The organism is Pseudomonas sp. NPDC086581, from assembly GCF_044746165.1.
In the GTDB taxonomy this organism is placed as follows: domain Bacteria; phylum Pseudomonadota; class Gammaproteobacteria; order Pseudomonadales; family Pseudomonadaceae; genus Pseudomonas.
The window spans coordinates 22,284-39,692 of the sequence record NZ_JBIVBR010000001.1 but is presented as its reverse complement, the minus strand read 5'-3'; the positions used below and the strand labels follow the sequence as shown (position 1 = coordinate 39,692).

The window sequence follows — 17,409 nt, the reverse complement described above, 5'->3', positions numbered from 1 at the left end:
CAGTCGCTATCCTCGCAGCCCGTCCATGGGGACAGGTTTCGGCGCGCCTTTTCGCGCCGGCCGACGGCAAGCAAGCAGCGGGGGAGACAATGGCTCGGTTACACAAATTGTGGTTGGCGACGGCAGTCGCCGCGGCGTTCATGCCGGGCATGGCAGGCGCCCTGGAGCTGGGCGACATCTCCTCGCGGGCAGCGCTGGGGCAGACCCTCTCGGCCAATATCGACCTGCGCGGCGTGGCTGACCTGAGTTCTGAAGAAGTCGTGGTGAGTCTTGCCTCGGCAGATGACTTCGAGCGTCTGGGTGTGGACCGCAATGTGGTCGCCAGCGGGCTGAAATTCACGCCCGACGTCGGCAAGAACGGCCGTGGCGTCATTCACGTCAGCTCGTCCAAGCCGATTCGCGAGCCCTACGTGAACTTCGTCCTCCAGGTGGTCTGGCCGCAGGGTCGCCTGGTGCGCGAATTCACCTTGCTGCTGGACCCGCCGACCTACTTGGCCAGCCCGGTCACGCCGCCGGCCATCGCGCCGGTGGCTGCGGTCCGCGCGCCGCAAGTGCAACCGCTGGCGCCGTCGGTAGCGCCATCGGTTGCCAATTCGCCGGCTGACAGCTATCGCATCCAGCGCAACGACGCGCTGTGGGACATCGCGTCGCGCAATCGGCCTTCCAGCAGCGTCTCGGTCATGCAGACCATGGTGGCGATCCAGCGCATGAACCCCGATGCCTTCGTCGACGGCAACGTCAATCGCCTGAAAGCCGGCCAGGTCCTGCGCCTGCCCAGCGAACAGCAGATTCGCGAGCAGAGCCACGCCCAGGCCGTGGCTCACGTAGAAACCCAGAATTCCGAGTGGAAAGCCAAGCGCAATCCGCAACTGGCCCAGCAGGGTCGCCAGTTGGACGCGACCCACAAGGCCGAAGCGGGCAGCGCGCCGGCAAAGGCCGAAGAGCGCGACAACCTGCGCCTGATCTCCGGTCAGCCGGGCAAGGACAAGGGCAAGGTCGAGGCCGAGCAACTGGCGGTGGCTCAGGAGGGCCTGGACAGCGCGCGTCGCGAGGGCGATGAATTGCGCAGCCGGATATCCGACCTGGAAAGCCAGACCCAGAAACTGAACAAGCTGATCGAGCTGAAGGATTCGCAGATCGCCGGTCTCATCGCGCGTCTGGCCGAGCAGGACCGCGCCAGGACCCAGGCGGCTCCGCAAGCCGGCAATCCCCAGGCTGCAGCCGGTGCGGTTGCCCAGGCCGGCGCGCCGCTGACCGCCCAGGCGGCGGAGGGTGCGCCGCGCCCCTGAGCTGCGGCGATAGGCGGCGGGGCCCTCGATTGCTTCGCCGCTGGTGGGGGCAGTAAAGTGCTGCGCTACTTTACCCACCGATTGTGAGACCCCGGATGCCTGAAACACTCGACATCGCCGTAGTAGGCGCCACTGGACTCGTTGGCGAGGCTTTGGTCGAACTGCTGGAAGAGCGCGACTTCCCTGTCGCCAACCTATACCTGCTGGCCAGCGGCGAATCCGCCGGCAAGTCGATCGCTTTCCGCGGGCGCAACATCCGGGTCGGCAAGCTCGATGATTTCGACTTCGCCAAGGTGCGCCTGGCCTTCCTCTCCGTGGGCGCCGAAGCTGCTGCCGACTGCGCCGCCCGCGCCCGTGCGGCCGGTTGCAGCGTGATCGATCTCAGTGGGGCGTCGCTGAGCAATGCCGCCGCGCTGCTGGCCCAGGCCAGCGTGAATGGCGAGGCCGTCGAAACCCTGCAGCTTCCCGCCTTGATTGCTGCCCCGGCAGCGCCGGCCGCCGAGGTTGCCGAAGTGCTTGCCGTGCTGCGCGGCGTGCTGGAGCTTCGCCAGGTCACTGTGAGCGCCTGCCTGTCCGCTTCCGCGCTAGGGCGCGAGGGTGTGCAGGAGTTGGCGCGGCAGACCGCCGAGCTGCTCAATGCCCGTCCGCTGGAGCCGCGGCTGGTGGATCGCCAGTTCGCCTTCAACATGCTGGCGCAGTTGGGCGGCGTCGACGAGCAGGGCTATTCCGTGGTGGAGCGCCGCATCGGGGAAGAGCTCGCCGTGCTGTTCCCCGAGCTGAAGAATGGTCTGAGCGTGACCTGCAGCCTGGCGCCGGTATTCTTTGGCGATACCCTGATGCTTTCCATCAAGGCGGCAGCGCCGGTTTCCCTGGCGGCTGTCAGCGGTGCCCTGGACGCGGCCGAAGGTATCGAGCTGGTGCAAGACGATTACCCGACTGTCATCGGTGATGCACAGGGACAGGATAGTGTTTACGTCGGTCGCCTACGGACCGGTCTGGCAGATTCATGCGAACTGAATTTGTGGATTGCGTCAGATAATGTGAGAAAAGGCGCAGCCCTAAATGCTGTGAACTTGGGCGAATTGTTGATAAAACACTATCTGTAAAAGATACTTACCGAATATTTGAAGAAGTATTCTAGCTTGGCAATACTGGCCGGGAACGTCGCTGACAGGGGAGAACACCGCCGTAAAAACGGAAGGTGTAGTGGGCAGCGGCGCCCGTTAGACGTTGTTCTAATCCAGAAAAAAGCTATTAAAACAAGGGATTAATATATGGTCCGGCTTCGCAAACTGGTGCAGGCAATCGCAGCTGCTTCGGCACTGACCTCGGGCATGGCGCATGCGCTGGGGTTGGGGGATATCCACCTGCGTTCGGCGCTGAACCAGCCGCTGGATGCCGAAATCGAGCTGGTCGAAGTTCGTGACCTGTCCGCGGCCGAGGTAATCCCGAAGCTGGCTTCGCCAGAAGACTTCAACAAGGCCGGCGTCGACCGCCAGTACTTCCTGACCGGGCTGAAATTCACGCCCATCGTCAAGCCGAACGGCAAGAGCGTCATTCGCGTGACCTCCGACCGGCCAGTGCAGGAACCCTACCTGAACTTCCTCGTGGAAGTGCTCTGGCCCAATGGCCGGCTGCTGCGCGAGTACACCGTGCTGCTGGACCCGCCGCTGTATTCGCCGCAGACCGCTGCCGCCGTGCCGCGTGCGCCGATGGCCGTTCCCGCTCCGGTGGTGCGCCCGTCCGCCACTGCCGCGCCGCGCGCAACCCCCGCGCCAAGCGCCACTCCTGCCGCCCCGGCTCGGCGCCTGGAAGGCAACGAGTACCGCACCGGCAAGAATGACACCCTCTGGGAAATCGCCGCCCGTGCGCGCCCGGATGGCAGCGTTTCCGTCCAGCAGACCATGCTGGCGATCCAGGACCTCAACCCCGATGCCTTCCTCGGCGGCAATATCAACCGGCTGAAGAGCGGCCAAGTGCTGCGCCTGCCCGATGCCGAGCAGATCAAGGCTCGCACCCAGCCGGCAGCCGTTACCGAGGTCAACCAGCAGTACACCGCCTGGCGTGAAGGTCGCAGCCTGCCCACTGGCGGCGCCCGTCAGCTGGATGCCACACCGCGCGCCAACGCCGGCAACGCCCCGGCCCAGGCCGAGGCCAAGGACAGCCTGCGCCTGCTTTCCGGCGAGAACGGCAAGGCAAAGGGGGGCGACAAGGGCAGCAAGGACGGCCAGGCCGTCGCTGACAAGCTGGCCGTCACCAAGGAAAGCCTGGACAGTACCCGTCGCGAGAACGACGAGCTGACCAGCCGCATGACCGACCTGCAGAGCCAGATGGATAAGCTGCAGAAGCTTATCGCGCTGAAGGATGCCCAACTGGCCAAGCTGCAGAGCGAACTGGGCAACGACAAGGCTGGTGCTGCTAACGGCGCCGCTGCTGTTCCGGCTCCTGTGCCGGGCGCCGATTCGGCTGCCCAGCCCGCCACTGCACCGGCTCCGGCGGTCGCAGAGCAACCGGCCGCACCGACTCCGGGGGGCGCTGCAGGCACCCCTCCGGCTCCTGCCGCCGAGGCGCAACCGCAGCCGGCCCCGGCTCCCGCACCAGCTCCTGTCGCAGCGGCCCCCGCGCCGGAAGCGCAGAAGCCAAAACCGGCTCCCGTTGTCGCACCGGTCGAGCAGGCTGAAACCAGCATCGTCGACGAGATTCTCGCCAACCCGATCTGGCTGGGTGCGATTGCTGGTAGCGCGTTGCTGGCATTGCTGGTCCTGCTGATGATCATTTCCCGCCGTCGCGCCGCCAAGGAGCAGGAAAGCCTCGCTGCCTACGCCGGTGATGACGAGCCGCATCTCGATGACGACCTGACCCTTGCCGGCAGCGAACTGGACACCCTGGACGTGCCGCAAGCCGCCGAGGTTGCTGCCCCGGCTCAGACTGCTCCCGAGCGTGTGGCTGCGCAGACCAGCGATGCGCTGGGCGAGGCGGATATCTACATCGCCTATGGTCGTTTCAACCAGGCCGCCGAATTGCTGCAGGGCGCCATCTACGACGAGCCGCAGCGCACCGACCTGCGCCTGAAGCTGATGGAGGTCTATGCCGAGATCGGTGATCGCGAAGGTTTCGCCCGTCAGGAAAACGAGCTGCGCGAAATTGGTGGTGCCGAGCCGCAGGTCGAGCAACTGAAGTCCCGCTACCCGGGGATGGTCACTCTGGCTGCCGTGGGTGGTGGCCTGGCTGCTGCCGCAGCTTCTGCCGACGACCTTGATGGGTTCAGCCTGGACGACTTCGAGGTGGAGCCGACCCCGCCGGCCGTCGAGCCCGTCGCCCAGCCGCAAAATGGCCTGGATGACGCCTTCGACCTGGCGCTGGACGACCTTGATCTGGGGGACGACAAGCCCGCCGCTCCCGTCGTGCAACAGGACGACGAGCTGTCCTTCGGCAGCTTCGACCTGGACGATGACCTGAGTCTGGGTGGTTCGCCGGCCGCAGCGCCGAGCGCCAAGGCCGAGGATGATTTCGCCTTTGATCTGGACCTGCCGGAAGAGCCGGTTGCCAAGGTCGAGGCCCCGTCGCTGGTCGACGACCTTAGCGACTTCTCCCTGGACCTGGACAAGGATCTGGAGAAAGACACCCACTCCACCCTGACTTCGGCGGAAGACGACTTCCTGCTCGGCCTGGATGACGACACTGCTTCGCTGTCCGGTGTGAGCCCCGAGGAGTTCACTCTGGATATCGAGAGCAAGGCGCCGCAAGCCGACGACCTGCCGGACGATTTCGACCTGTCCCTGGCGGATGACGAGCCTGCACCGGCCAAGGCTGACGACAGCTTCTCCGCCCAGCTGGATGAAGTCAGCGCCGAGTTGGACCGTCTCTCCGCGCAGAACGACGAGCCGCAGGCTCCGGTCGAGTTGCTGGCAGAAGAAAGCTTCGCTGCCAGCGATTTGGGTCTGCCGGGCGAAGGTGCCGACGATGAAGACGATTTCGACTTCCTCTCCGGTGCCGACGAAGCGGCCACCAAGCTCGACCTGGCGCGTGCCTACATCGACATGGGCGATACCGAAGGCGCCCGCGACATCCTCGATGAAGTCCTCACCGAGGGTAACGACAACCAGCAGCAGGAAGCTCGCGAACTGCTCGGGCGTATCGCCTGAGCCGGAAGGCTCCAGATAGATGATTGAAGCAGTACCCTCAGCGGCGGCCGAATCGGCCGCCGTTGGCGTTTCCAGGATTGCCCTGGGCGTCGAATTCAAAGGCTCGCGCTATCGCGGCTGGCAGCGCCAGGAAAATGGTGTGCCGACCGTGCAGGGTGCGCTGGAAAAAGCTCTGTCCCGGGTGGCTGACCATCCGGTTTCGCTGATGTGCGCGGGTCGTACCGACGCGCTGGTGCACGCGAGCGGGCAGGTGGTGCATTTCGACACCACCGCCGAGCGCTCGCTCATCGCCTGGGTCATGGGCACCAATGCCAACCTGCCCAACGACATCAGCGTGACCTGGGCCAAGGTGATGCCGGCGCATTTCCATGCGCGCTTCACCGCCATGGCGCGGCGCTATCGCTACGTGATCTACAACGACCAGATCCGCCCGGCGCACATGGCCGAGGAAGTCACCTGGAACCACCGTCCGCTGGATGTCTCGCGCATGCGCGAGGCGGCCCGCGCACTGGTCGGCACCCACGACTTCACCTCGTTCCGCGCGGTGCAATGCCAGGCCAAGTCGGCGATCAAGACGGTGCACCATCTCGAGGTGATCGAGCACGGGCGCTTCATCGTGCTGGATGTTCGCGCCAACGCCTTCCTGCATCACATGGTGCGCAATTTCGCCGGGATGCTGATGACCATCGGTGCCGGCGAGCGCCCGGTGGAGTGGGCGGCCGAGGCGCTGGCGGCCCGCGATCGGCGTGCCAGCGGCATCACCGCTCATCCCTACGGGCTGTACCTGGTCAGCGTCGAATACCCGGAGGAGTTCGTGTTGCCCGAGCGGTATCTGGGGCCACATTTCCTTTCAAGTTTGCCGGATACCTTTGGCTGACGATGCCAGGGTCATTTGCTACCATCGATCGATCACTTGCCTGAAGGTTGCTGCATCTTGTCCGCCGTTCGCATCAAAATCTGCGGTATTACCCGAGTCGAGGATGCCCTGGCCGCCGCCGAGGCGGGCGCCGACGCCATCGGCCTGGTGTTCTACGCCAAGAGCCCGCGCGCGGTGAGCATCCAGCAGGCGCGGGCGATCGTTGCCGCGCTGCCGCCCTTCGTCAGTACCGTCGGCCTGTTCGTCGATGCCAGTCGCTGCGAGCTGGGGGAAATCCTCGATGCGGTGCCGCTGGACGTCCTGCAGTTTCACGGTGACGAGACCCCCGAGGTCTGCTCCGGCTGGCACAAGCGCTACATCAAGGCCCTGCGCGTGAAGCCGGGCGACGATGTGGCGGCGCAGATCGCGAAGTATCCTCAGGCCAGCGGCTTCCTCCTCGATACCTATGTGGAAGGCATTCCCGGCGGAACCGGGCGGGCCTTCGACTGGTCGCTGGTACCCAGGGATGTGCAGCGTCCGCTGATCCTGGCCGGCGGCCTGACGGTCGGCAACGTGGCCGACGCCATAGCCCAGGTGCGCCCCTATGCCGTGGATGTGAGCGGCGGGGTGGAGGCGAGCAAGGGCATCAAGGACGCGCAGAAGATCGGCGACTTCATCGCGCAGTGCCGGTCGGTGGCGTGACGCGGAATCTTCATGTGACGACGAGCGGCCTGCCGCCGTCCACTACCCAATCGCTACCCGTGGGTGGCGCTGGGAGTCGTCGCAATGGGCAAGCTTGCCCGCCGGCGACCCGCATCGAGTGCTGTATCCGTGGCGACGCCCCAGGCGGCGCCTTTGTTTGCGAGGGGTTCCGGCCTTGAGGTCGGAACCGCGACGATGAATTTGCTCAGAGGCACGCGCAACCCACCGCGCCGCGCCCCTGCACTGGAGACGAGAGCATGAGCAACTGGCTGGTAGACAAGCTGATCCCTTCCATCATGCGTTCCGAGGCGAAGAAGAGCTCGGTACCGGAAGGCCTGTGGCACAAGTGCCCGTCCTGCGAGGCGGTGCTGTACCGTCCGGAGCTGGAAAAGACCCTCGACGTCTGCCCCAAGTGCGATCACCACATGCGTATCGGCGCCCGCGCACGCATCGATATCTTCCTCGATGAGGAAGGCCGCGAAGAGCTGGGCGCCGAGCTGGAGCCGGTGGACCGTCTGAAGTTCCGCGACAGCAAGAAATACAAGGACCGCCTGACCGCCGCGCAGAAAGACACCGGCGAGAAAGACGCCCTGATCTCCATGAGCGGCAAGCTGATGGGCCTGCCGGTCGTGGTCAGCGCCTTCGAGTTTTCCTTCATGGGTGGCTCCATGGGGTCCATCGTCGGCGAGCGCTTCGTGCGCGCCGCCAACTACGCCCTGGAAAACCGTTGCCCGATGATCTGCTTCTCCGCCTCGGGTGGCGCGCGCATGCAGGAGGCGCTGATCTCCCTGATGCAGATGGCCAAGACCTCCGCCGCGCTGGCCCGCCTGCGCGAAGAGGGCATCCCGTTCATCTCCGTGCTGACCGACCCGGTCTACGGCGGCGTATCCGCCAGCCTGGCGATGCTCGGCGACGTGATTGTCGGCGAGCCGCGCGCCCTGATCGGCTTTGCCGGTCCGCGAGTGATCGAGCAGACCGTGCGCGAGAAGCTGCCGGAAGGCTTCCAGCGCAGCGAGTTTCTGCTGGAGCACGGCGCCATCGACATGATCGTCCACCGTTCGGAAATGCGTCAGCGGCTCGCCAGCCTGCTGGCCAAATTCACCCACACTCCAAGTACCGCACTCGCAGGATGACCCAACGTACCCTTGCCGACTGGCTCAGCTATCTCGAACAACTCCACCCCACGGCAATCGACATGGGGCTGGATCGCTCCCGTGAAGTGGCTGGCCGACTTGGCCTGGGGCGCCCCGCGCCCCGCGTGGTGACCGTCACCGGCACCAATGGCAAGGGTTCCACCTGCGCCTTTCTCGCCGCCCTGCTCGGCGAGCAGGGCCAGCGCGTCGGCGTCTACAGCTCTCCGCACCTGCTGCGCTACAACGAGCGGGTGCTCATCGATGGCGTCGAAGCCAGCGATGAGGCTCTCTGCGAAGCCTTCGCCGCCGTCGAGGCGGCTCGCGGCGAAATCTCCCTGACCTACTTCGAGATGGGCACCCTTGCAGCCCTCTGGCTGTTCGAGCGCGCAGGCCTTGATGCGGTGGTGCTGGAAGTTGGCCTGGGCGGTCGCCTGGATGCGGTCAATCTGATCGATTCCGACGTCGCCGCGGTGACCAGCATCGGTATCGATCACGCCGACTGGCTGGGCGACACTCGCGAAAGCGTGGCCTTCGAGAAGGCCGGCATCTTCCGCGCCGGCAAGCCTGCGGTCTGCGGTGATCTGGAGCCTCCGGCGCCGATCATGGAGCAGGCGCGCAAGCTCGGCTCGCCGCTGGTCCTGCGCGGGCGCGATTTCGACCTGGCGATTGGCGAGGGCGACTGGCACTGGCGCGGCCGTTCCGCCACCGGCGAGGCGCTGAGCCTGCACAACCTGCCGCTGCTCGACCTACCAATGGAGAATGCGGCGCTGGCCTTGCAGGTGTATGCCTTGCTGGACCTGCCGTGGCAGTCCGAGCAACTGGTCGCCGCACTGCAGCGCACCCGCGTGACCGGGCGCCTGGATCGCCGCACCGTGCAATGGCATGGCGAAGAGCGCCACTTGCTGCTCGACGTCGGGCATAATCCGCACGCAGCGCAATACCTTGCCAGCCGCCTGCGTGCAGCGCCGCCCAGGGGGGCGCGCCACGCGGTGTTCGGCCTGCTCGCGGACAAGGATCTCGACGGCGTACTGGAACCCTTGCTCGGCTTGGTGCAGGATTGGGCCGTCGCGCCGCTGCCCACCGGTCGCAGTCGTCCTGCCGCAGAGCTGGAGGCCGCGCTGCAGGCGCGTGGAGCGCAGGTCAGCTGCCATGGCGATATCGCCGCGGCACTGGTGGCGCAGTGTGATGCAGCGGGCACCGATGACGAGATACTGGTGTTCGGTTCGTTCTACAGCGTGGCGGATGCCCTGGAGTGGCTCGCCAAGGCTGCTCAATAAGTGGACCTAAGGGGAGTTGTGCATGGCGTTGCTCGATAAGGGGCTCAAGCAGCGGGTAGTCGGAGCGCTGGTGCTGCTGGCGCTGGCCGTGATCTTCCTGCCGATGCTGTTCTCCCGCGAGGATGATGTACGCCAGGTGGTGGTCGAAGCGCCGGTGATGCCCAAGCCACCGGCAATGCCCACCGTAGAGGTGCAACCCACCGAAGTTCCCGAACCTCAGGCTGAGGATGCGGAGAATGCCGTGCCCCCGGCCGAAGCGGCTTCGGCGCAGGCGCCTTCCGTTCCCATTGCCAGCCTGCCAACCCAGCAGGCCCAGCCGACGCAGCCCAAGGCTCCTGCACCGCAGCCGGCTGCTCCCAAGCCTGCACAGCAGCCTGCTCAGGTCCAGACCACTATTGCTCCTGCCGCTCCGGCGCAACAGCCGGCCCAGCGCCTGGACAGCAATAACCTCCCCGTGAGCTGGTCGGTGCAACTGGCCAGCCTGTCCAATCGCGCCCGCGCCGACGAGCTGCAGAAGTCCTTGCGCAGCCAGGGCTATAACGCCTACGTGCGTAGCTTCGACGGAATGAACCGCGTCTTTGTTGGTCCGGTGGTCGAGCGCGCCGAGGCGGATCGTCTGCGTGACCAGCTTGGTAAACAGCAGAAACTCAACGGTTTCGTGGTGCGTTTCCAGCCTGAGCGTGGCTGAGTTCGTTCGTTAGCTTCTCTCAATCAGCCCCATGTAAAACTGGGGCTCTTCTAAATCGAAGGCCTCTGCTAAAATGCGGGGCCTTTCCGTTTCTGGGCCGCAACGTGGCATTTACCTGGGTCGATTGGACGATGATCGGCATCATCGTCATTTCCAGCCTGATCAGCTTGAGCCGTGGTTTCGTCAAGGAAGCCCTGTCGCTGGTCACCTGGATCGTAGCCGGTGCGGTCGCCTGGATGTTCGGCGGCGCCCTGGCCGAGCATCTCGCACCCTACATCCAGCTGCCCTCGGGGCGTGTCATCGCCGCCTGCGCTCTTCTTTTCGTCGTCACGCTGCTGCTGGGCGCACTCGTCAATTTCCTCATCAGCGAGCTGGTGCGGGTAACCGGCATGTCCGGCACCGACCGTGTGCTCGGCATGGTATTCGGCGGCGCCCGTGGCGTGCTGCTGGTGGTTTTGCTGGTCGGCCTGCTAAGCCTGGCGCCGGTGCAACAGGACCCGTGGTGGCAGCAATCGGTGCTGATGCCGCATTTCCTGATGGTCGCCGACTGGTCGAAGAACTTCATCCTGACTTTTGCCGGGCAGTGGATGTCCGGCGTGACCATCACTCCGCCGTCCGGAGTGGGTGGTTTGCTGCCGGCCCAGTGACGGGCGGGCGGAGGCGACGGGTAGCCGTCGCCGCTACGGCAGGTCCGGTGGATACTGCCGAATACGGAATTGTTTTAGCCTGAACACCAACTAGGGGTTGCGTCGCATGTGTGGCATCGTCGGTATCGTGGGCAAGTCGAACGTGAATCAGGCGCTCTATGACGCGCTTACCGTTCTCCAGCATCGTGGCCAGGACGCTGCGGGGATTGTCACCTGTCAGGACGACCGTCTTTACCTGCGCAAGGACAACGGCCTGGTCCGTGACGTCTTCCAGCAGCGCCACATGCAGCGCCTGGTCGGCAAGATCGGCATCGGACACGTGCGCTACCCGACCGCGGGCAGCTCCAGCTCCGCCGAGGCGCAGCCGTTCTACGTCAACTCGCCCTACGGCATCACCCTGGCGCACAACGGCAACCTGACCAACGTCGAGCAGTTGGCCAAGGAAATCTACGAATCTGACTTGCGCCATGTGAACACCAACTCCGACTCGGAAGTGCTGCTCAACGTGTTCGCCCATGAGCTGGCGGTGCGCAACAAGCTGCAGCCCACCGAGGAAGACGTGTTCGCCGCCGTTGCCGGCGTGCATGCCCGTTGTGTCGGCGGCTACGCCGTGGTGGCGATGATCACCGGCTACGGCATCGTCGGCTTCCGCGATCCCCATGCTATCCGCCCGATCGTCTTCGGCCAGCGTCACACCGAGAATGGTGTGGAGTACATGATTGCCTCGGAAAGCGTGGCACTGGACGTCCTCGGCTTCACCCTGATCCGCGACCTGGCTCCGGGCGAAGCGGTGTACATCACCGAAGACGGCAAGCTCTACACCCGCCAGTGTGCGGCCAACCCGCAGTACGCGCCGTGCATCTTCGAGCACGTCTACCTGGCCCGTCCGGATTCCATCATCGACGGCATCTCGGTCTACAAGGCGCGCCTGCGCATGGGCGAGAAGCTGGCCGACAAGATCCTTCGCGAGCGTCCGGACCACGACATCGACGTGGTCATCCCGATCCCGGACACCAGCCGCACCGCCGCGCTGGAACTGGCCAACCGCCTGGGCGTGAAGTTCCGCGAAGGCTTCGTGAAGAATCGCTACATCGGCCGTACCTTCATCATGCCCGGCCAGGCCGCGCGGAAGAAATCGGTACGCCAGAAGCTCAACGCCATCGAGCTGGAATTCCGCGGCAAGAACGTGATGCTGGTGGACGACTCCATCGTTCGCGGCACTACCTGCAAGCAGATCATCCAGATGGCCCGCGAGGCCGGTGCGAAGAACGTCTACTTCTGCTCCGCCGCCCCGGCGGTGCGCTACCCCAACGTCTACGGCATCGACATGCCGAGCGCCCACGAGCTGATCGCGCACAATCGCAGCACCGAGGAAGTCGGCGAGCTGATCGGTGCCGACTGGCTGATCTATCAGGACCTGCAGGACCTGATCGAATCTACCGAGGGCGGCAAGATCAAGATCGATCACTTCGACTGCGCCGTGTTCAACGGTGAGTACGTCACCGGCGACGTCGACGAAGCCTATCTGAACAAGATCGACCAGGCGCGCAATGACGTGACCAAGACCAAGGGTGCCGCGGTCAGCGCCATCATCGATCTCTATAACGACTAAGGAGAGCAGGCATGGCTCAGGAATGGGAAGCCGGCCGGCTGGACAGCGACCTGGAGGGCGTCGGTTTCGACACCCTCGCAGTGCGCGCCGGGCAACGCCGCACCCCGGAGGCTGAACATGGCGAAGGCCTGTTCACTACCTCCAGCTATGTGTTCCGCAGCGCCGCCGATGCGGCCGCGCGTTTTGCCGGTGAAGTGCCGGGCAACGTCTACTCGCGCTACACCAACCCCACGGTACGCACCTTCGAGGAGCGCATCGCCGCGCTGGAAGGCGCCGAGCAGGCGGTGGCCACGTCCACCGGCATGTCGGCCATCCTCTCGCTGGTGATGAGCCTGTGCAGTGCTGGCGACCATGTACTGGTCTCGCGCAGTGTGTTCGGCTCGACCATCAGCCTGTTCGAGAAGTACTTCAAGCGTTTCGGTATCGAGGTGGACTACCCGCCGCTGAGCGACCTGAAAGCCTGGGAAGCGGCCTGCAAGCCGAACACCAAGCTGTTCTTCGTCGAATCGCCGTCCAACCCGCTGGCCGAGTTGGTGGATATCGCCGCGCTGGCCGAGATCGCCCATGCCAAGGGCGCGCTGCTGGCGGTGGACAACTGCTTCTGCACCCCGGCGCTGCAGCAACCGCTGAAGCTGGGCGCAGACGTGGTGATCCACTCGGCTACCAAGTACATCGACGGCCAGGGTCGCACCATGGGCGGCGTGGTTGCCGGTCGCCGTGCGCAGATGGAGCCCGTCGTCGGCTTCCTTCGTACCGCAGGCCCGACGCTCAGCCCGTTCAACGCCTGGATCTTCATCAAGGGCCTGGAAACCCTGCGCGTACGCATGCAGGCCCACAGCGCCTCGGCCCAGTTGGTCGCCGAGTGGCTCGAGCAGCAGCCGGGCGTGGAGCGCGTTTACTACGCTGGCCTGCCCAGTCACTCGCAGCACGAGCTGGCCAAGCGTCAGCAGAAGGGCTTCGGCGCGGTGGTGAGCTTCGAGGTGAAGGGTGACAAGGCGGCAGCCTGGCGCTGCATCGACGCCACCCGGATGATCTCCATCACCACCAACCTGGGTGACACCAAGACCACCATCGCCCACCCGGCCACCACCTCCCACGGTCGCCTGTCGCCGCTGGAGCGCGAGAACGCCGGCATCCGTGACAACTTGATCCGCGTCGCCGTGGGCCTGGAAGATGTCGATGACATCAAGGCCGACCTGGCGCGAGGCCTGGCGGCGCTGTGAGCGTAATGGACGCCCTGGGCAACGGCCAGGTGGTGCTGGTCACCGGTGCAGCACACGGCATCGGCCTGGGCGTCGCTGCCTGGCTGGTCGCCGAGGGCTGGCAGGTGGTGCTGGCGGACATCGACCGTGAGCGCGGCCCGAAAGTGGCAGCGGCGCTCGGTGAGCGCGCCAGCTTCATCGCGCTGGACGTGGCCAGTGAAGGGCAGGTCGCCGCGGCTGTGGCCGAGCTGATCGGTCAGTTCGGCCGCCTGGATGCGTTGGTGAGCAATGCCGCCATCGCCCGGCCGCATAACACGGCGCTGGAAAGCCTGGGCCTGAACGAGTGGAACCGCACCCTGGCGGTGAACCTCACCGGCCCGATGCTGCTGGCCAAGCACTGCGCGCCGTACCTGCGCGCGCACAACGGCGCCATCGTCAACATCGCTTCCACTCGCGCTCACCAGTCTGAGCCGAATTCCGAGGCTTACGCGGCGAGCAAGGGCGGGCTGCTGTCGCTGACCCACGCCCTGGCCAGCAGCCTTGGCCCGGACATTCGCGTCAACGCGATTTCCCCCGGCTGGATTGACGCCCGCGACCTCCGCGAGCGCGAGGCCGAGCCGCTGACCGAGCTGGACCATGACCAGCATTTGGTCGGCCGTGTCGGCACGGTCGAGGACATCGCCTCGGCAGTTGCCTGGCTCATCGGTGACAGCGCTGGTTTCGTCACTGGCCAGGAGCTGGTGATCGACGGTGGCATGACGCGCAAGATGATCTACCTCGACTGAGTGTCGGGTGTGGAAGAGGAGGGCGGCCCGAGGGTCGCCCTTTTTGTTTTCCGGATGAATTCGGAGCTCGCGAACGCGGCAGTGCACCGCTGTCGAAACGCGCGCCGAACTTTTTTCGCCGGAAATGAAAAAAATTTCAATCAGGGCATTGACTTAGGTTCTGCCGGCTGTAGAATGCGCCCCACTTCGAGACGAAGGGTGATTAGCTCAGCTGGGAGAGCATCTGCCTTACAAGCAGAGGGTCGGCGGTTCGATCCCGTCATCACCCACCACTCTCGCAAGTTACGCGCAGCGGTAGTTCAGTCGGTTAGAATACCGGCCTGTCACGCCGGGGGTCGCGGGTTCGAGTCCCGTCCGCTGCGCCATTTCCCCCTCCTTGGTTCTTACCCCGAGCCGGCTTGTCGAGTGATTCACTCCAGGCGCCAGGAGGCTGCTATACCGGACGAAAGTCCAACCGACACGCAGCGGTAGTTCAGTCGGTTAGAATACCGGCCTGTCACGCCGGGGGTCGCGGGTTCGAGTCCCGTCCGCTGCGCCATATTCGAAAGCCCTCAGGTAGCAATACCTGAGGGCTTTTTCGTTTCCGTCCGAAAATCCTACTGTTGTTCTGTAAGACGTTGTCACAGGTCGTTCACCTTTGGCGTCTAGCTTTTTTCCTGTGGTCTTTGCTAAAACCGGATCGAACGGTCAGGAGAAAAGCCAATGGACGACTATCAGGAAGAACTGCTGGAGCAGCACGCCGTGGAACAGGACCTGCCGGAGCCGGCCGACGACGCCACGGAGATGTGATCAGGCGCTGTGGCGCTGGGCGCGGCGGAATTCCCCGGGGGTCTGCCCGCTCCAGCGTTTGAAGGCACGCTGGAAGGCTTCCGCCGAAGCAAAGCCGAGCAGGTAGGCGATCTCGCCGAAGGCCAGGTCGGTGTCGCGGATGTAGATCATCGCCAGGTCGCGGCGGGTGTCGTTGAGGATGCTGCGGAACTGCGTGCCTTCCTCGGCCAGCTTGCGGCGTAGTGTCCAGGTCGGCAGCTTGAGTCGCGCCGCTACTTCCTCCAGGTCCGGTTCGCGACCGTTGAGCATCGGGCCGAGCAACTGGGCGACGCGCTCGCGCAGGCTGCGTGTGCGGGTCAGTTGCTCCAGCTCCTTCTCGCAGATATCCAGCAATTGCCGCCAAGTGCTCGGGCAGTGGTCCGGGTTGGCTCGCGCCAGCGTAGCCTGGTCCAGGCGCAGTTGGTTGTGCTCGGCGCCGAACTCCACCGGGCAGCCAAGCATTTCCTCGAAACGTGACGCCCAGGCAGGCGCCGGGTACTCGATCTCAACCCTCTCCGGGCTCAGCGGCTGCGCGCCGATGCTGCCGAGCATGTTCACCCAGCCGGCCAGCACCGAATCCACCACGAAGCGGTTGTAGGCGTTGTACGGGCTGATGGAGTAGAAGCGCAGCCAGGCCCCGCTGGCGTCTTCGATGAAGCTGCTCTGGCCGCGGTAGTTCTGCGCGTAGAGCGGCTCGAAGCGGATCAGTGCGCGGGCGGCGGCGCGCAGGTTGGGTGCCTGGGCGGCGGTGACGCCGGCCAGGCCGCTCTGGCTCGGTCGGCTCAGCTGACCCATGCGCAGGCCGAGGGCGGGGTCGCCGCTCTGCTGGATGGCTGCGTGGCCCAGGCGCATGTAGCGAGGGATCGACAGGCGCGCGCCGGGCTCACCCAGGCGTGCCGCGTCCAGTCCGTATTGCTGAAACAGGGGTTGCGGGGCGACGCCGCTTTCCGCCAGCGCGTCGGCGAGGCTGTGGACAAAACCCACCGAAAGGTCGCCGAGACGCATGGTCGGGCGATTCATAGCCAGAGGTTGATCAGGCGCGCGCCGGGGCCGTCGGGCGCCAGGGTATGGCTGTCGCCATTCACGACCAGGCTGCGACCGTCGCTGCCCAGGTCCCAGAGATGGCCACGGAAGAACACGGTGATGCCGGCGTGCGCGCCGCTCTCGCCGAGACGGCCGGCCAGCGCCAGGCGTTCCCAGGCTTCGCCTTCGGAGAGTTCGCCGGGCTTGAGGGTCACGTCGTTCGGCGTCGCGCCACCGTTGTAGCCCTTCCAAGGCTTGCTCCAGCTGCCGTTGCCGGTGAGGAAGGCGGGCACTGCAATGATGTCGGGCTTGTTCGTGGCCAGTGCGCTGTAGCTCGCCGGGTACCAGCTGTCGGCGCAGACCAGCACGCCCAGGCGCCCGGCCGGGGTCTGCAGGACCTGCAGGTCGTCGGCGTCGCCGCCGCGGGTGAAGCCTTGCTCATCGTCGATAGGGAACAGCTTGCGCTGCGGCTTACCCAGCGGCAGGCCGTCGCTGCCGAAGACCTGGCTGACGTTATAGAGACGGCCATTGCCGGTGCGGATCTGTCCTTCGACGATGCGCGGGTTGGGCAGCACGATGGAGCCGGCGACGATAGTCACGCCGAACTCCTTCGCCAGCGAGCCGAACAGCGTCTGGTAGTCGTGGGCCATGTCCACCGCCTTCATGCGGAACAGGGCGTCGGCCATGCGGTCCTCACCCTTGGCGCCGAGCCAGCCGCGCGCGAGTTTCAGCGGGTTGCTGGCGGCCATCCATTCCATGGCTTCGGCGATGTGCTCGGTCTGGTAGACCTCGGGCTTCTCGCCGGCGGCCACCAGCCAGGTGCCGATGTGCTCGGGGAAGACCACTACGGTGCGCGGGTTGATCAGGCCTTCGTCGCGGGCCTTGGCCAGGTAGGCGTGGAACTTCAGGCGCAGGCGCTCGACGCTCTGGTAGTCCTGGGTGAACAGCTCCGGCTGTACGCCCAGCAGGTTGCCGCGCTCGGACGGCTGGCCCTGGTTGAGCGAGACCTGGCTGCGCAGGTCGGACAGGTAGTGGCCCACCGGGCGACGCTCCGCCCAGCCGGCATAACCGGCAAAGAGGATGACCAGGACGAGGAAGATCAGCTTGCGCATATAGAAGAGGTACTCATGGGATGCACCACAGGGTAGGGGTTGGGCCGGGCCTTGCCAAGCTGGGGTGTCATCTTTGGTCAGTAACTTGTCATTTTCGATCATTGAGCGACGAGGGTGCGCTCCTTAGAGTC

General features: G+C 65.3%; 14 protein-coding genes and 3 tRNA genes. 15 read left to right on the top strand and 2 right to left on the bottom strand.

Annotated features, from left to right (window positions below; genetic code table 11):
- Window positions 1–140 precede the first annotated feature (140 nt).
- From ACIPK7_RS00165 to ACIPK7_RS00095, 15 genes are all read left to right on the top strand, one after another.
- On the top strand, window positions 141–1,289 hold the full coding sequence (locus tag ACIPK7_RS00165; RefSeq protein WP_401084272.1) for a FimV family protein: 1,149 nt from the start codon (window positions 141–143) through the stop codon (window positions 1,287–1,289).
- 95 nt (window positions 1,290–1,384) lie between these two features.
- Window positions 1,385–2,395, top strand: coding sequence for an aspartate-semialdehyde dehydrogenase (locus ACIPK7_RS00160; RefSeq protein ID WP_192430225.1), 1,011 nt, complete (start codon window positions 1,385–1,387; stop codon window positions 2,393–2,395).
- Between the two features lie 168 nt (window positions 2,396–2,563).
- Complete coding sequence (locus ACIPK7_RS00155; RefSeq protein WP_401084269.1) at window positions 2,564–5,434, top strand: FimV/HubP family polar landmark protein; 2,871 nt, start codon at window positions 2,564–2,566, stop codon at window positions 5,432–5,434.
- A gap of 19 nt (window positions 5,435–5,453) precedes the next feature.
- On the top strand, window positions 5,454–6,311 hold the full coding sequence (gene truA / locus ACIPK7_RS00150) for a tRNA pseudouridine(38-40) synthase TruA (protein WP_192430223.1): 858 nt from the start codon (window positions 5,454–5,456) through the stop codon (window positions 6,309–6,311).
- Between the two features lie 57 nt (window positions 6,312–6,368).
- Window positions 6,369–6,992 carry a phosphoribosylanthranilate isomerase gene (locus ACIPK7_RS00145; protein WP_401084266.1) on the top strand — a complete coding sequence of 208 codons (624 nt, stop codon included), beginning with the start codon at window positions 6,369–6,371 and terminating at the stop codon, window positions 6,990–6,992.
- Window positions 6,993–7,249: 257 nt separating this feature from the next.
- Window positions 7,250–8,125: an acetyl-CoA carboxylase, carboxyltransferase subunit beta gene (gene accD / locus ACIPK7_RS00140; RefSeq protein WP_081519370.1), complete on the top strand. Its 876-nt coding sequence runs from the start codon at window positions 7,250–7,252 to the stop codon at window positions 8,123–8,125.
- Window positions 8,122–9,402 carry a bifunctional tetrahydrofolate synthase/dihydrofolate synthase gene (gene folC / locus ACIPK7_RS00135; RefSeq protein WP_401084263.1) on the top strand — a complete coding sequence of 427 codons (1,281 nt, stop codon included), beginning with the start codon at window positions 8,122–8,124 and terminating at the stop codon, window positions 9,400–9,402. Before accD ends, folC begins: the two co-directional genes overlap by 4 nt.
- Window positions 9,403–9,424: 22 nt before the next feature.
- Window positions 9,425–10,090, top strand: a complete 666-nt coding sequence (locus ACIPK7_RS00130; RefSeq protein WP_192430219.1) for an SPOR domain-containing protein — start codon at window positions 9,425–9,427, stop codon at window positions 10,088–10,090.
- Window positions 10,091–10,194: 104 nt separating this feature from the next.
- Window positions 10,195–10,737 (top strand): CvpA family protein, encoded by a 543-nt coding sequence (locus tag ACIPK7_RS00125; protein ID WP_192430218.1) that lies wholly within the window; start codon window positions 10,195–10,197, stop codon window positions 10,735–10,737.
- A gap of 106 nt (window positions 10,738–10,843) precedes the next feature.
- Window positions 10,844–12,349 (top strand): amidophosphoribosyltransferase, encoded by a 1,506-nt coding sequence (gene purF / locus ACIPK7_RS00120; protein WP_138215004.1) that lies wholly within the window; start codon window positions 10,844–10,846, stop codon window positions 12,347–12,349.
- 11 nt (window positions 12,350–12,360) lie between these two features.
- Window positions 12,361–13,572, top strand: a complete 1,212-nt coding sequence (locus tag ACIPK7_RS00115) for an O-succinylhomoserine sulfhydrylase (protein ID WP_401084260.1) — start codon at window positions 12,361–12,363, stop codon at window positions 13,570–13,572.
- 5 nt (window positions 13,573–13,577) lie between these two features.
- On the top strand, window positions 13,578–14,336 hold the full coding sequence (locus ACIPK7_RS00110) for an SDR family oxidoreductase (RefSeq protein WP_401085541.1): 759 nt from the start codon (window positions 13,578–13,580) through the stop codon (window positions 14,334–14,336).
- Between the two features lie 196 nt (window positions 14,337–14,532).
- Window positions 14,533–14,608, top strand: a tRNA-Val gene (locus ACIPK7_RS00105).
- 16 nt (window positions 14,609–14,624) lie between these two features.
- Window positions 14,625–14,701, top strand: a tRNA-Asp gene (locus ACIPK7_RS00100).
- 96 nt (window positions 14,702–14,797) lie between these two features.
- Window positions 14,798–14,874, top strand: a tRNA-Asp gene (locus tag ACIPK7_RS00095).
- Window positions 14,875–15,125: 251 nt separating this feature from the next.
- Here the strand turns inward: ACIPK7_RS00095 and ACIPK7_RS00090 are convergent.
- Together ACIPK7_RS00090 and ACIPK7_RS00085 are read right to left on the bottom strand one after the other, a co-directional pair.
- Window positions 15,126–16,163: an AraC family transcriptional regulator gene (locus ACIPK7_RS00090; protein WP_401084257.1), complete on the bottom strand. Its 1,038-nt coding sequence runs from the start codon at window positions 16,161–16,163 to the stop codon at window positions 15,126–15,128.
- Entirely contained in the window at window positions 16,160–17,278 is a 1,119-nt protein-coding gene (locus ACIPK7_RS00085) for a carbon-nitrogen hydrolase family protein (protein WP_401084254.1), read from the bottom strand. The genes ACIPK7_RS00090 and ACIPK7_RS00085 overlap by 4 nt, the downstream gene beginning before the upstream one ends.
- Between the last annotated feature and the right edge of the window lie 131 nt (window positions 17,279–17,409).

Coding starts and splice junctions, on each gene's coding strand:
- ACIPK7_RS00085 (WP_401084254.1), bottom strand. CDS start 17,278: ATGCGCAAGCTGATCTTCCTCGTCCTGGTCATCCTCTTTGCCGGTTAT.
- folC (WP_401084263.1), top strand. CDS start 8,122: ATGACCCAACGTACCCTTGCCGACTGGCTCAGCTATCTCGAACAACTC.
- accD (WP_081519370.1), top strand. CDS start 7,250: ATGAGCAACTGGCTGGTAGACAAGCTGATCCCTTCCATCATGCGTTCC.
- ACIPK7_RS00130 (WP_192430219.1), top strand. CDS start 9,425: ATGGCGTTGCTCGATAAGGGGCTCAAGCAGCGGGTAGTCGGAGCGCTG.
- ACIPK7_RS00155 (WP_401084269.1), top strand. CDS start 2,564: ATGGTCCGGCTTCGCAAACTGGTGCAGGCAATCGCAGCTGCTTCGGCA.
- ACIPK7_RS00115 (WP_401084260.1), top strand. CDS start 12,361: ATGGCTCAGGAATGGGAAGCCGGCCGGCTGGACAGCGACCTGGAGGGC.
- ACIPK7_RS00110 (WP_401085541.1), top strand. CDS start 13,578: ATGGACGCCCTGGGCAACGGCCAGGTGGTGCTGGTCACCGGTGCAGCA.
- purF (WP_138215004.1), top strand. CDS start 10,844: ATGTGTGGCATCGTCGGTATCGTGGGCAAGTCGAACGTGAATCAGGCG.
- ACIPK7_RS00160 (WP_192430225.1), top strand. CDS start 1,385: ATGCCTGAAACACTCGACATCGCCGTAGTAGGCGCCACTGGACTCGTT.
- ACIPK7_RS00165 (WP_401084272.1), top strand. CDS start 141: ATGCCGGGCATGGCAGGCGCCCTGGAGCTGGGCGACATCTCCTCGCGG.
- truA (WP_192430223.1), top strand. CDS start 5,454: ATGATTGAAGCAGTACCCTCAGCGGCGGCCGAATCGGCCGCCGTTGGC.
- ACIPK7_RS00090 (WP_401084257.1), bottom strand. CDS start 16,163: ATGAATCGCCCGACCATGCGTCTCGGCGACCTTTCGGTGGGTTTTGTC.